Annotated in this window: 12 protein-coding genes; 9 read left to right on the top strand and 3 right to left on the bottom strand. The window is 63.2% G+C overall.

Annotated features, from left to right (window positions below):
- Positions 1-20: 20 nt before the first annotated feature.
- The 9 genes from J9885_RS01475 to pdxJ all read left to right on the top strand — a co-directional run bounded on the left by J9885_RS01475 (position 21) and on the right by pdxJ (position 8,197).
- Positions 21-608: an RseA family anti-sigma factor gene (locus tag J9885_RS01475; protein WP_210547861.1), complete on the top strand. Its 588-nt coding sequence runs from the start codon at positions 21-23 to the stop codon at positions 606-608.
- 21 nt (positions 609-629) lie between these two features.
- A complete protein-coding gene (locus tag J9885_RS01470; protein WP_210547860.1) occupies positions 630-1,610 on the top strand; it encodes a MucB/RseB C-terminal domain-containing protein in 981 nt (326 codons plus the stop codon).
- Positions 1,611-1,699: 89 nt separating this feature from the next.
- Positions 1,700-2,161, top strand: coding sequence for a SoxR reducing system RseC family protein (locus J9885_RS01465; protein WP_210547935.1), 462 nt, complete (start codon positions 1,700-1,702; stop codon positions 2,159-2,161).
- A gap of 160 nt (positions 2,162-2,321) precedes the next feature.
- Complete coding sequence (lepA, locus tag J9885_RS01460) at positions 2,322-4,115, top strand: translation elongation factor 4 (protein WP_043763267.1); 1,794 nt, start codon at positions 2,322-2,324, stop codon at positions 4,113-4,115.
- Between the two features lie 3 nt (positions 4,116-4,118).
- On the top strand, positions 4,119-5,042 hold the full coding sequence (gene lepB / locus J9885_RS01455) for a signal peptidase I (protein ID WP_210547859.1): 924 nt from the start codon (positions 4,119-4,121) through the stop codon (positions 5,040-5,042).
- Positions 5,043-5,714: a ribonuclease III gene (gene rnc, locus J9885_RS01450; protein WP_043763271.1), complete on the top strand. Its 672-nt coding sequence runs from the start codon at positions 5,043-5,045 to the stop codon at positions 5,712-5,714. It begins immediately after the preceding gene.
- A gap of 58 nt (positions 5,715-5,772) precedes the next feature.
- Entirely contained in the window at positions 5,773-6,678 is a 906-nt protein-coding gene (gene era / locus J9885_RS01445) for a GTPase Era (RefSeq protein ID WP_210547858.1), read from the top strand.
- Positions 6,679-7,386 carry a DNA repair protein RecO gene (gene recO / locus J9885_RS01440; protein ID WP_043763275.1) on the top strand — a complete coding sequence of 236 codons (708 nt, stop codon included), beginning with the start codon at positions 6,679-6,681 and terminating at the stop codon, positions 7,384-7,386.
- Positions 7,387-7,459: 73 nt separating this feature from the next.
- Positions 7,460-8,197, top strand: coding sequence for a pyridoxine 5'-phosphate synthase (pdxJ, locus tag J9885_RS01435; RefSeq protein ID WP_043763278.1), 738 nt, complete (start codon positions 7,460-7,462; stop codon positions 8,195-8,197).
- 154 nt (positions 8,198-8,351) lie between these two features.
- On the opposite strand, the gene J9885_RS01430 is transcribed toward pdxJ, so the two are convergent.
- The 3 genes from J9885_RS01430 to barA all read right to left on the bottom strand — a co-directional run bounded on the left by J9885_RS01430 (position 8,352) and on the right by barA (position 12,545).
- Positions 8,352-9,227 (bottom strand): N-acetylmuramoyl-L-alanine amidase, encoded by an 876-nt coding sequence (locus J9885_RS01430; RefSeq protein WP_210547857.1) that lies wholly within the window; start codon positions 9,225-9,227, stop codon positions 8,352-8,354.
- Between the two features lie 32 nt (positions 9,228-9,259).
- Positions 9,260-9,745 (bottom strand): DUF1456 family protein, encoded by a 486-nt coding sequence (locus tag J9885_RS01425; protein ID WP_043763282.1) that lies wholly within the window; start codon positions 9,743-9,745, stop codon positions 9,260-9,262.
- Between the two features lie 64 nt (positions 9,746-9,809).
- Positions 9,810-12,545 carry a two-component sensor histidine kinase BarA gene (gene barA, locus J9885_RS01420; RefSeq protein WP_210547856.1) on the bottom strand — a complete coding sequence of 912 codons (2,736 nt, stop codon included), beginning with the start codon at positions 12,543-12,545 and terminating at the stop codon, positions 9,810-9,812.
- Positions 12,546-12,713 lie beyond the last annotated feature (168 nt).

Raw genomic sequence — 12,713 nt, 5'->3', positions numbered from 1 at the left:
GGGGAAAGACAGGCAAACTTATGGCAAATAAAGAGCAACTTTCAGCCCTGATGGATGGTGACCTCAGCGAAATGGAGGTTCTGAAGGAGCTGGGAACGGATCCCGCCCTGCAAGAAACCTGGTCGCGTTACCATCTGATCGGTGATGCCATGCGGGGAGACCTGCCGGTCAATCTGCAACTGGACCTCAGCGACAGCATCATGCTGGCGCTGGAAGACGAACCGGTCATCCTGGCGCCCAAGCCGGCACAATCCGAAGCTCCTGAGGTAAAGACCGCCGGCAAGGTGGTTCCCCTGGTGCGCCGGTTTGGCCAGCAGATGGGGCAGTATGCCATTGCCGCCTCCGTGGCTGCCGCCGTCATCTTCGGTGTGCAGCAGTATCAGGGCAAGGATGGCGTGCCGACCAACCCCGTGCTCAATACCATACCTGTGGGGGGCAGCGCCACGCCGGTGAGCGTGCACTATCCCCAGGAGGGCAACAGGGCCAGTGTGCGCCAGCAAGGCTTGAGCGAGCAGCAGATGCAGGAGCAGCGCGAGCGGATCAATGCCTTCCTGCGAGATCACCAGCTGCAACAACGTCTGCTGCAAGACAAGCAGATTCAGGAATAACGGATTTTTAGGGATCAGATCGTGCGCCAGTCCAGTTTCATCCTGCTGGTCTCTCTCCTGTTCACTTGTGCCAAGGCCTCGGCCGACGATCTGTCGGCCGAGGCCTTGTTGCAGCAGATGCAGAGTGCCGTTTCGCAACAGAATTTCGAATTGTCCATGGTCAAGGCCCGGCAGGGACGGCTCGAGCCGATCCGTTTCAGCCACGGGGTGATCGATGGCAAGGAAGTGGCCCATCTGAGTTATCTCGATGGCAAGGCGGTGGAGTACTTGCAGCGCCAGAACGAATACACCTTCTTCGAGAACAGTCATGATCCCTACACTCTCAAGGGGGCGCGTTTTCCCGGCGTTTGGTCGAGCCTGGTGAGGATGCCGCTGTCCCGGGTGCTGGAGAGCTATGACCCCGTACTGGCGGGGCGCAGCCGGGTGGCCGGCCTGGTGGCTCAGGTGGTGAGGCTGGTGCCCAAGGAGGCGGACAAATACGGTTTCGTGCTCTGGGTCGACGAGCAGAGCCACCTCCTGCTGCGGGTGGACATGGTGGATCGGGAAGGCAACCTGGTGGAACAGGTGCTTGGGGTGGATCTGGACAGGCAGCCGGCACCGGCGCCCTGGCTGGTCACCCTGGCGCGCAGCAAGTTGCCCGATGCGCTGGCGCTGGAAGATGCCTACCCCGCTCCCCAGCAGGCCCTCAACTGGCATCTGACCTGGCTGCCGGGTGGTTTCAAGGTGCTCTCCCAGGACAGGCACCAGCTGGTCAGTACCAGCCTGCCGGTGGATTACATGATGCTCTCCGACGGTCTGGTGGATCTCTCCATCTATGTGGCCCGGGTCGACCCCAAGCAGGCGGTGCGCCAGCAGCTGATCCGCCAGGGTGCGACCTCCCTCGTGAGCTATGTCAACGAGGTCGGTGTGGAGATCACCGTGGTAGGGGAGGTGCCCGCCGAGACCGCCAAGCGCATTGCCGAGTCGGTGCAGCCCCTGGCTCGCAACGAGGCGGTGCAGTGAGGCGTACGAAGGCACTTGCCGAACCGGGGCGCGCGTGATGAGATCGGGTCATCCCCTTGCCGCCCCTCTGGAGCTGTCCGGTGAGTAACATGAGTGAAGAGCTGGCCACAGTGGTGGCCATCGAAGGCACCTATGCCTGGGTGGAGTGCGAGCGGCGCTCCGCCTGCAGCGGATGCCATCAACAGTCCAACTGCGGTACCGGCACCGTCGCCAAGGCCTTTCCGATGAAGCCCCAGCGGTTGCGGGTTCCCCTCGTCGGCGAGGTGGCGGTGGGCCAGCAGATCCGGCTCGGCATTCCCCAGGCGAGCATATTGCGTGGGGCCGCTCTGGTCTATGTGCTGCCGCTCTTCTGCCTGCTGCTGGGCGCCCTGCTCGGCCAGCTCTGGCTGGCTCCGCTCTTGTCGGCGGGAGAGGGTGTCACCATTCTCAGCTGCCTGCTGGGCGGCGCCATCGGAGTTTTACTGGTTCGTTACTTTTCTGACCGGCTCGAGCAGGGTGAATATGGTCCCCGCATGCTCGGGGTGGTGCTCGATACCCGTCATCTTTCCTGAGGGGCAGGGTCTGGCGGATACCATCGTGGTGTCCAACACCTCGCCGGACAAGGCGCTATTTCAGGGGCCCGCCGACTAAAGATTGGCCGTCGACCGGGTTATCCAGTAAAATCCTGCCCTCATATCCGACCCTAACTTAATTTTGAGTGATTCTTGCTCGATGAAACACATTCGTAACTTTTCGATTATTGCGCACATCGACCACGGTAAGTCGACCCTGTCGGACCGTCTGATCCAGACTTGCGGCGGCCTGTCCGATCGCGAGATGCAGGCCCAGGTGCTGGACTCCATGGATCTGGAGCGCGAGCGCGGCATTACCATCAAGGCACAGAGTGTGACCCTGAACTACCAGGCACAAGACGGTAACACCTATCAGCTGAACTTTATCGACACCCCGGGCCACGTGGATTTCTCCTACGAGGTTTCTCGCTCCCTGGCTGCCTGTGAAGGGGCACTGCTGGTGGTGGATGCCGGTCAGGGGGTTGAGGCACAGACTCTGGCCAACTGCTACACCGCCATGGAAATGGATCTGGAAGTGGTGCCGGTACTGAACAAGATCGACCTGCCGGCCGCCGAGCCGGAGCGGGTTGCCGAAGAGATCGAGGACATCGTCGGCATCGATGCGGTAGACGCGGTGCGCTGCTCCGCCAAGACCGGCCTCGGCGTCGATCTGGTGCTGGAAGAGATCGTGGCCAAGATCCCGTCCCCGGAAGGTGATCCGGATGCGCCCCTGCAGGCGCTGATCATCGACTCCTGGTTCGACTCCTACCTGGGGGTCGTGTCGCTCGTGCGGATCAAGAACGGTTCCCTGAAGAAGAACGACAAGATCAAGGTGATGAGCACCGGTCAGGTGTGGGGTGTGGATCGCATCGGTATCTTCACACCCAAGCAGGTGGACACCGACGGCCTGGGTTGTGGCGAGGTAGGTTGGGTCGTCTGCGGCATCAAGGACATCCACGGCGCGCCTGTGGGGGATACCCTGACCCTGGCCAAGCACGGTGCCGAGAAGGCGCTGGCGGGCTTCAAGAAGGTGAAGCCCCAGGTCTATGCGGGCCTGTTCCCCATTTCCAGCGATGACTACGAGTCCTTCCGCGATGCGCTGGAGAAGCTCTCCCTCAACGATGCCTCCCTGTTCTACGAACCGGAGAGCTCCACTGCGCTGGGCTTCGGCTTCCGCTGCGGCTTCCTCGGGATGCTGCACATGGAGATCATCCAGGAGCGTCTGGAGCGTGAGTACGATCTGGATCTCATCACCACGGCACCGACCGTGGTCTACGAGATCGAGCTGAATGATGGCTCCACCATCCACATCGACAGCCCGGCCCAGATGCCCGCCATCAACAACATCAAGGAGATGCGCGAGCCCATTGCCGAATGTCACATCCTGCTGCCGCAGGAGTACATGGGCAACGTCATCACCCTGTGTATCGAGAAGCGTGGCGTGCAGACCAACATGGTCTACCACGGCAAGCAGGTGGCGCTGACCTACGAGATCCCGATGGCGGAAGTGGTGCTCGACTTCTTCGACCGCCTCAAGTCCACCAGCCGCGGCTACGCCTCCCTGGACTACGGCTTCAAGCGCTTCGAAACCTCCGACATGGTCCGTCTGGACATCATGATCAACGGTGAGCGGGTCGACGCCCTGGCCATCATCACCCACAAGGAGAACGCCCAGTATCGCGGTCGCCAGGTGGTGGAGAAGATGCGCGAGCTGATCCCGCGCCAGATGTTCGACATTGCCATCCAGGCGGCCATCGGCAACCAGATCATCGCCCGCAGCACCGTCAAGGCCCTGCGCAAGGACGTGACTGCCAAGTGCTACGGTGGTGACGTGAGCCGGAAGAAGAAGCTGCTGAACAAGCAGAAAGAAGGCAAGAAGCGGATGAAGTCCCTGGGCCGTGTCGACGTGCCGCAAGAGGCCTTCCTCGCTATCCTCCACGTCGGAAAGGACTAATCGATGGCAAGCACCTTTTCCCTGATCCTTGTCGTCGTCACCCTGCTGACCGGCATCATCTGGACCGTCGACAAGCTGGTCTGGTCCAAGCAACGGGCGGCCAAGATCGCGGCCGCCCGTGCCAATGCCGGCCCGGACGTGGACGAGAAGACCTTGGCCAAGGTGGCCCCCATGCCGGTCTGGATCGAACAGACCGGCGGGGTCTTCCCGGTGATCGCGCTGGTGCTGATCCTGCGCTCCTTCATCTTCGAGCCGTTCCAGATCCCGTCGGGATCCATGATGCCCACCCTGCTGGTGGGCGATTTCATCCTGGTGGAGAAGTTTGCCTATGGCCTCAAGGACCCGGTGACCAACACCAAGTTCCTCGAGACCGGCGAGCCGAAGCGCGGTGATGTCGTGGTGTTCAAATACCCGCTCGAACCGCGGGTGGACTACATCAAGCGGGTAGTCGGCATGCCAGGGGATAGGATCATCTATCGTAACAAGGAGCTGATGATCCGGCCCAAGTGCGAGGAGCAGGAAGGGAAAACGTGCCCCGGCTTCCAGAAGCTGGGTATCAAGTTCGAGCAGCGCGGCGAGTTCAGCCAGATGGGGATCCCGCTGGATCGCTACACCGAACAGCTGGGCGACGTCTCCCACGAGACCCTGCGCAACCCGCTGATGCCGGACCTGGTGGATCGCTACTATCGCCAGCCGGGCACCTATCCTGATGAGTGGGTGGTGCCGGAAGGCCACTACTTCGTGATGGGCGACAACCGTGACAACAGCACCGACAGCCGTTTCTGGGGCTTCGTGCCCGAGCAGAACCTGGTGGGCAAGGCGGTTGCCATCTGGATCAGTTTCGAATTTGAGCGCGAGGAAGGTTCCAGCTTGCCCAGCTGGGTGCCGACCGGCGTGCGCTTCAACCGCATTGGCGGAATACAGTAAATGAATATCAAGATGAACAGACTGCAGTCCCGTCTCGGGCATGTCTTTCAGGAAGCCGAGCTGCTGACCCGGGCACTGACCCATCGCAGCGCCGGTTCCCGGCACAACGAGCGCCTGGAATTCCTGGGCGACTCCATCCTGAGCCTGGTGATTGCCGACGATCTCTTCCACCGCTTCCCGCAGGCGGCGGAAGGGGATCTCAGCCGGATGCGCGCCACCCTGGTGCGCGAGAAGACCCTGGCCGAACTGGGCCGGGAGTTCGACCTCGGGGATCACCTGATCCTGGGGCCGGGTGAGCTGAAAAGCGGTGGCTTTCGCCGCGAGTCGATCCTGGCCGACACGGTCGAGGCGGTGATCGGCGCCATCTATCTGGATACCGATCTGGAGCGGGTGCGCAGCCTCCTGCTCGGCTGGTACGCCAGCCGCCTGGAAGAGATCAAGCCCGGCATCGAGCAGAAGGATCCCAAGACCCGGCTGCAAGAAATTCTGCAGGGCAGCCGCCGGTCCCTGCCGACCTATACCGTGACCAACGTCAAGGGCGAGGCCCACAACCAGGAGTTCACCGTGCAGTGCGAGGTGGACGGTCTGGATGGTCCGTTGGTCGGGGTCGGCACCAGCCGTCGCAAGGCCGAACAGGCCGCGGCGCAGCAAGCATTGGAAAGGCTGTCATGACTGCTATGAATGCAAGAGGCCGCGGTCTTTCGACACAACCAGCATTGGAAAGATTGTCATGACGGATACAGATAGCACCTATTGCGGCTTTGTTGCCATCGTGGGCCGCCCCAACGTGGGCAAGTCCACCCTGCTCAACAAGCTGCTTGGCCAGAAGGTCAGCATCACCTCGAAGAAACCTCAGACCACCCGTCACCGGATCCTGGGGATCGACACCGAGGATAACTACCAGACCATCTATGTGGATACCCCGGGTCTGCACATCGAGGAGAAGCGGGCCATCAACCGCCTGATGAACCGCGCCGCCACCAGTTCCCTGGGGGACGTGGCCATGGTGGTGTTCGTGGTTGACGGCACCCACTGGACCAAGGATGACGAGATGGTGCTCGGCAAGTTGCGCCACCTCAAGTGCCCCGTGGTACTGGCGGTCAACAAGATTGACAACGTGAAGGAGAAGGAAGAGCTGCTCCCCCACCTCGAGTGGCTGGGTCAGCAGATGGCCTTCTCCCATATCCTGCCCATCAGCGCCGAAAAGGGCACCAACGTGGCCAAGATCCGCGAGTGGGCCAAGGATCTGCTGCCGGAAAACGTGCACTTCTTCCCGGAAGACTACGTGACCGACCGATCCTCCCGCTTCATGGCCTCCGAGATCATCCGCGAGAAGCTGATGCGCTTCACCGGCGAGGAGCTGCCCTACTCGGTGACGGTGGAGATCGAGCGGTTCAAGGTGGAGGAGACCGGTCTCTACCACATCCACGGGCTCATCCTGGTGGAGCGTGAAGGCCAGAAGAAGATGGTCATCGGCAACAAGGGCGAGAAGATCAAGACCATAGGCACAGAGGCCCGCATTGACATGGAGCGGCTGTTCCAGAACAAGGTGCACCTGGAGCTCTGGGTCAAGGTCAAGTCCGGCTGGGCCGACGATGAGCGCGCCCTGCGCAGCCTCGGGTATGGTGACGACTGATTGCTGACCCCGGCTTTCGTCATTCACAGTCGGCCCTATCGGGAGACCAGCCAGCTGGTCGAGGTATTCACCCAGGATAGCGGTCGCTTTACCCTGGTGGCTCGCGGTTCCCGCGGGCCACGCTCCTCTCTGAAGGGGCTGCTGCAACCCTTCACCCTGCTGACCATCGCCTGGCGCGGCAAGGGAGATCTCAAGAACCTCACCCAGGTGGAGTGCCCGGATCACTCCCTGCGCCTCGGCGGCGATCGCCTCTTCTACGGCCTCTATCTCAACGAGCTGGTCTACTACCTGCTGGAAGCCCACACCCCCTTCCCCGAGGTATTCGACGCCTATGCCCGCGCCATCATGGCGCTGGCGGATGGCGAAACCCCGGAGCTGCCCCTGCGCCGCTTCGAGTTCCTGCTGCTGCAAGCGCTGGGCTATGCGGTGGACTTCGAATACGCCGCCGACGACGACTCGCCCATCGACCCGACCCTGCTCTACGGCTTCGAGCGGGAGCTCGGCTTTGTCGCTTGCGAGCGGGCGCCGGATCCCCGTACCCTGTTTCTCGGCGCCCACCTGCTGGCCTTCGCCGAGGGGCGCTTCGACACCCCTCCCTTGCTGCAGGCGGCCAAGCGCTTCAGTCGCCTCGCGCTACAGCCTTATCTGGGCAAGCGGCAGTTGAAGAGCCGAGAGCTGTTTTTAAAACGCAAAGCCATGCAAGGCTGACATACGGATATCGAGGCTGGCGCCAGGGCGGCAGCTGCACAGTTAACAGAGAGTATTTTCAAGGAGTTAAGTAATGAGCGAGATCTACCTGGGTGTGAACATCGACCATATCGCCACCCTGCGCAACGCCCGCGGCACCCAGTATCCGGATCCGGTACAGGCCGCCTTCGTGGCCGAGCAGGCCGGCGCCGATGGCATCACGGTGCACTTGCGGGAAGATCGCCGCCATATCACCGACCGGGACGTGGAGATCCTGCGCCAGACCATCCAGACCAGGATGAACCTGGAGATGGCGGTGACCGAGGAGATGATCGGCATCGCTTGCCGTATCAAGCCCCAGTTCGTCTGCCTGGTGCCGGAGAAGCGCACCGAGGTGACCACAGAGGGTGGCCTGGACGTGGCCGGCCAGCTGGACAAGGTGACCGATGCGGTGACTCGCCTCGCCGCCGTCGGCGCCCAGGTGTCGCTCTTCATCGATGCCGACCCTATCCAGATCGACGCAGCCGCCGCGAGCGGTGCCCCCTTCATCGAGATCCACACCGGCCGCTACGCCGACGCCACCACGGATGCGGAGCGCAACGCCGAGTTCAAGCGCATCGCCGCCGGAGCCTCCTATGCTGCGGGCAAGGGCTTGAAGGTCAATGCCGGCCACGGCCTGCACTACCACAACGTCAAGGCCATCGCCGCCATTCCCGAGCTCTATGAGCTCAACATCGGTCACGCCATTATCGGCCGCGCCGCTTTCGACGGTCTGGCCAAGGCGGTCAGCGACATGCGCGCGCTGATGCAGGAAGCCCGTCAGGGGATCTGACGTCAGCAGCTTGCCTGATGACAACCCACGAGGGACGCCGCGGCGTCCCTCGTCGTTTTTGGGATCCTGGTCTGGGCAGCGAGGCCCAACCTGGGCGGTTGAAAGAGGGTCGGTATCCGGCATCCGCCACGCTGTGAAGGGATCGGGTCTCAGCCTATTGCTCGGGGAAGTAGCGCTCCAGCAAGGCCATCAGAATGGCCTGGCACTCGGCATCCGGCTCGCCGCTGACCTGGGTCGGGCGGAAGTGGAGCTGGAAGGCGCGCATCACGGCGCGGCTTTGCGCATCCCACTCACCGCTCGGCGCAATGCCATAGCCGTAGCGGGCGAGCTGCTGCTGCCAGATGAGGGGTGGCCAGGCCGGGAGCCCTTGCTGGCGCAGAGCGGCCACCCTGGCCTCGTCGGGCCAGGCGCCGACCCCGTAGCGCAGGGCCAGCTCGCGCCAGGGGAAGCGGGGGCCGGGATCCTGCTTGCGCTCGGGGGCGACGTCGCTGTGGCCCAGTACCTGGGTGGGGGGGATCTGGTAGCGTTCGACCAGCTCCCGGGCGAGGGCACCGAGGGCGGCGATCTGGGCTTCCGTGTAGGGTTGCCAGTGTCTCAGGTGGGCGGGCAGGGCCGCTTCTTTCTCGTCATACCCGAGATTCACTATCTCGATGCCCAGCGAACTGGCGTTGAGCCCGGCATATTGGTGCCAGCGGCTGCGGCCTGCGTGCCAGGCGCGCTGGTCGTCGGGTACCAGCTGGTAGACCGGGAGCGGTCGCTCATCGGTGTCGCGGGGGATCAGGTAGTGGGCGCTTACCTTGTGCTCTGACTCGGTCAGCAGGCGAAGGGAGCGAGCGTCATCCTCATCCGTGTAGTGCAGGATCAGGAAGGCGATGCGCTCGTTCTGGTTGGCGCTCTGATGGTGGGAGGAGAGACGATAGGCGTCGGGCTGGCAGGCGCCGAGCAGCAGGAGGAGGCAGAGTGACCAGAGCCAGCGCGCGCCACCGCTCCCCCGGAAACGGGGGACCAGGGGGCTGCGACGCCGGCTCATGGCTCAGCCCCGCACCTTGCCAGGAGCGGTGATCACGGCTCGGACCTGTACTTGGCGGTGAGGCCGATGAGGAAGTTGCGCAGGATCTGATCCCCGCAATCCTGGTAGTGCTTGTGGTCCCGTGAGCGGAACAGGGCGCTCAGCTCGGACTTGGAGAGGTTGAAGTTCGCGAGCTTGAGGGTGCCCAGCATGTCCTCTTCCTTGTAGTTGAGGCCGATGCGCAGCTTGCGCAGGATCAGGTTGTTGTTGATCCGGTTCGGGATCACCTGAGGCGGCGCATCCTCCCGCACGCCGCGGCGCAGGGCGATGAAGCCGTCGAGGAACTGGCTCAGGGCCGAGTCCGGACAGGCGGCGTAGCCCGGATCCTGTGCCTCGCCCTCTGCGGCCTCCTTCATCAGCCAGCCGTGCAGCTGGGCGTGGGTGACGGCCAGGTTGCCCTTGGCAAACATCTCGACCATCTGGTCGTTGCTGATAGTAAGGGCATAGCGCAGGCGGCGCAGAATATCGTTGTTGGTCATGTTGACTCCTGTAGAAACGGCGCCGATGTTACCACCAGCTGGCTGCGCCGTCAGAAAAAGCGCCTCAGTCGGTCAGGGCCAGGTAGCGGGGGGCCTCCTGCCTCACCTGTTCCAGGGCGTCCTGCAGCTCCAGCAATTCGGGCTCCAGATCGCGGACGGCGACCCCGTCACGCAGCTGCTGCTCGAGCTGGGAGAGCAGGCGCTGCAGGCCCGGCACCCCGGAGTAGGCGCAGCCGCCGTTGAGGCGATGGATCTGGGCCAGTACCTCGGCATCATCGGCGCCCCCCTCCAGAGCGGCCTCCAGGAGGGGATCCACCTCGTCGAAGCTGGCGAGCAGCATGGTCAGCATCTCCCTGGCCAGTGCCGGCTTGCCGGCGGCCTGGCGCACGGCGAGGGCCCAGTCTATCTGCTGCACGCCGTGATTCTGGTGACGCCGGTGGGCGAAGTCGGTGATGAGCTGTGCCAGCATCCCCTCGTCGATGGGTTTGGCGAGGTAGTCGTCCATCCCCTGGCGGATCAGCCGCTCCCGCTCGCCGGGAATGGCGTGGGCGGTGACCGCCACTATGGGGGTCTCGGTATTGAGGGAGTGATGGCGGATAGCCTGGGTGGCGCTGATGCCATCCATGATAGGCATCTGGATATCCATGAAGATGATGTCGAACGCCTGACTCTGGGCCAGGTTGACCGCCTCCTTGCCGTTCTTGCACACCACCACCTCGGTCACCATCTCCTTGAGCATGGCGGCGATGAGCTTGAGGTTGGCGGCGTTGTCATCCACCGCCAGCACCCTGACGGCCTGCACCGCCATCGTCTGTTCGTGGCGTGGCGACGAGGCGTGCAGGGTCGTGTTCCTGGCCGCGTCGGGGGAGAGCAGGGCATCCAGCAGCTTGCGGTGGTTGATGGGTTTGGAGAGGCAGTGAGAGGCACCGTGGGCCAGCATGGCGTCATAGAGGGCAGGCTCGTGGCTGCTGAGCATCACTATGGTGTTCTGTTGCCCGTCGAGGGCGTCGAGGCGGGCGATTACCTGCTGCGGGCTCTGCAGGGTACTGCTGCCGATGAGCACCATGTCCTGGCTGCCCATCTGGGGCCACTCCTCGTCCACCGTCAGGGAGTGCACGTCCAGTTGCCACTCCGCCAGCAGGGCGAGCAGGGAGGCGTGGGTGAAGGGATCCGGCTCCAGCAGCCAGACCCGCTTGCTCTGGATGCGATCCAGCGGGAGCGGCTCGCCCTGGGGCAGGGGGGAGACATCCAGCTCCAGGTTGAAGGAGAAGACGGAGCCCTTGCCAAGCTCGGACTCGAACCGTATCTGGCCCCCCATCTGCTGCACCAGCTTCTGGGTGATGACGAGCCCAAGCCCGGTGCCGCCGTAGCGGCGGGAGATGGAGGAGTCGGCCTGGTTGAAGGCCTGGAACAGCTGGCGCTGCTGCTCCTCGGAGATGCCGATGCCGGTGTCGCGGATGAGGACCCGCAGGCGCACCTTGCTGCCGTTGGGGGCCCCCGTCTGCTCGACGCGCACATCCACGTTGCCGCGCTCGGTGAACTTGATGGCGTTGCCGGTGAGGTTGGTGAGCACCTGCTGCAGGCGCATGGGGTCACCGGTGAGATAGTCCGGCACGGCGGCATCCACCTGCAGGGAGAGCTCCAGCTGCTTGTCGTGGGCACTGGGGCCGAGCAGGTGCATGGTCTCGTTGAGGGTGTCGCGCAGGCTGAAGGGGATGTGCTCGAGCTGCAGCTTGCCGGCCTCCAGCTTCGAGAAGTCGAGGATGTCGTTGATGATGCCGAGGAGGTTGCGCGCCGACTTCTCTATGGTCTGCATGTAGTCGGTCTGGCTCGGGGTCAGGCTGGTCTTGAGCAGCTGGCGGGTAAAGCCGATGACGCCGTTGAGGGGGGTGCGCAGTTCGTGGGACATGTTGGCGAGGAACTCGGACTTGACTCTGGCTGCCTCCTGCGCCCGCTTCTTCGCCATGTCGAGCTCGACGTTCTGGATCTCGATCTGCTCGAGCGTCTCCCGCAGATCCGAGGTGGCCTGATCAATGTTCTGCTGCATCTCCTCGTGGTATTCCGACAACGCCTTGGCCATGGCGTTGATGCCGTTTTTGAGCATGTCCAGCTCGCCGGTGAGTTGACCGCTGACCCGGGTGTCGAGTCGCCCCTCCCGGATTCGGTGCACCGCCTGCACCATATCGGTGATGGGTTGGGTCACGCTCTTGACCAGACGGAAGCCGAACAGGGCGCTGATGGCCAGCCCGATGAGCACGATGATGACCGCGAAGAAGGCATCCCGGTATTGCAGGACGATGGCCCTGTCCGTGGCGAGCTGCATGGAGATGTAGCCGATGACCGGCGGCTCCAGGTCGCTCGGCAGGGGGAAGCCGTCCAGGCTGGTCTCGGCCTGGATGGGGGTGCGCAAGATGATGTCATCGCCGTTGAAGGAGACGCTCGTCAGGGCCGGGATGATGCTGCCGTCGGGCAGGCGCAGCTGGCTGAAATCCCGGTGGTAATTGGAGGTGACGAACAGCTGGTTGTCCTGGGTGAAGACGGCGATGGACTTGATGAAGGGCGAGTTCTTGCGATGGGTGAGGCCGATCAGTCGCTTGAGGGACTCGCGGCTGTGCTGGGTCATGCCATATTCGCTGGCAATCGCCAGCGGTTCTATGATGTTGATGCCCTGATCGATCAGGTTGTTTTCCAGCTGATGGTAGCGATGGAAGGTGAAATAGCCGGCGATCAGGCCGCCGATGATCAGGGTCGGCAGAATGGTAAAGGCCAGCACCCGGGCTCTGAGGCCGTACTTGGTCATGCTGATAAACCGTTGGCAAGGATGATGAAGGCGGGCGCGCCCATGGCGTGCCGGCAGAAGGAGAGGGCAGGCAGGGCGGTGGAGGTTGCCGCTCGGAATGTTAGGCCATATCCGGTCATATCAGTGAGCCACTTCTGGTCAGAATGGGCGATGGGGCGGACGCCGCAG

It is taken from the genome of Aeromonas sp. SrichE-2G, from assembly GCF_017939565.1.
Lineage (GTDB): Bacteria > Pseudomonadota > Gammaproteobacteria > Enterobacterales > Aeromonadaceae > Aeromonas > Aeromonas taiwanensis.
This window is presented reverse-complemented; position numbering and strand designations above follow the sequence as displayed.

Coding starts and splice junctions, on each gene's coding strand:
- J9885_RS01475 (WP_210547861.1), top strand. CDS start 21: ATGGCAAATAAAGAGCAACTTTCAGCCCTGATGGATGGTGACCTCAGC.
- J9885_RS01465 (WP_210547935.1), top strand. CDS start 1,700: ATGAGTGAAGAGCTGGCCACAGTGGTGGCCATCGAAGGCACCTATGCC.
- lepA (WP_043763267.1), top strand. CDS start 2,322: ATGAAACACATTCGTAACTTTTCGATTATTGCGCACATCGACCACGGT.
- lepB (WP_210547859.1), top strand. CDS start 4,119: ATGGCAAGCACCTTTTCCCTGATCCTTGTCGTCGTCACCCTGCTGACC.
- rnc (WP_043763271.1), top strand. CDS start 5,043: ATGAATATCAAGATGAACAGACTGCAGTCCCGTCTCGGGCATGTCTTT.
- era (WP_210547858.1), top strand. CDS start 5,773: ATGACGGATACAGATAGCACCTATTGCGGCTTTGTTGCCATCGTGGGC.
- pdxJ (WP_043763278.1), top strand. CDS start 7,460: ATGAGCGAGATCTACCTGGGTGTGAACATCGACCATATCGCCACCCTG.
- J9885_RS01430 (WP_210547857.1), bottom strand. CDS start 9,227: ATGAGCCGGCGTCGCAGCCCCCTGGTCCCCCGTTTCCGGGGGAGCGGT.
- J9885_RS01425 (WP_043763282.1), bottom strand. CDS start 9,745: ATGACCAACAACGATATTCTGCGCCGCCTGCGCTATGCCCTTACTATC.
- barA (WP_210547856.1), bottom strand. CDS start 12,545: ATGACCAAGTACGGCCTCAGAGCCCGGGTGCTGGCCTTTACCATTCTG.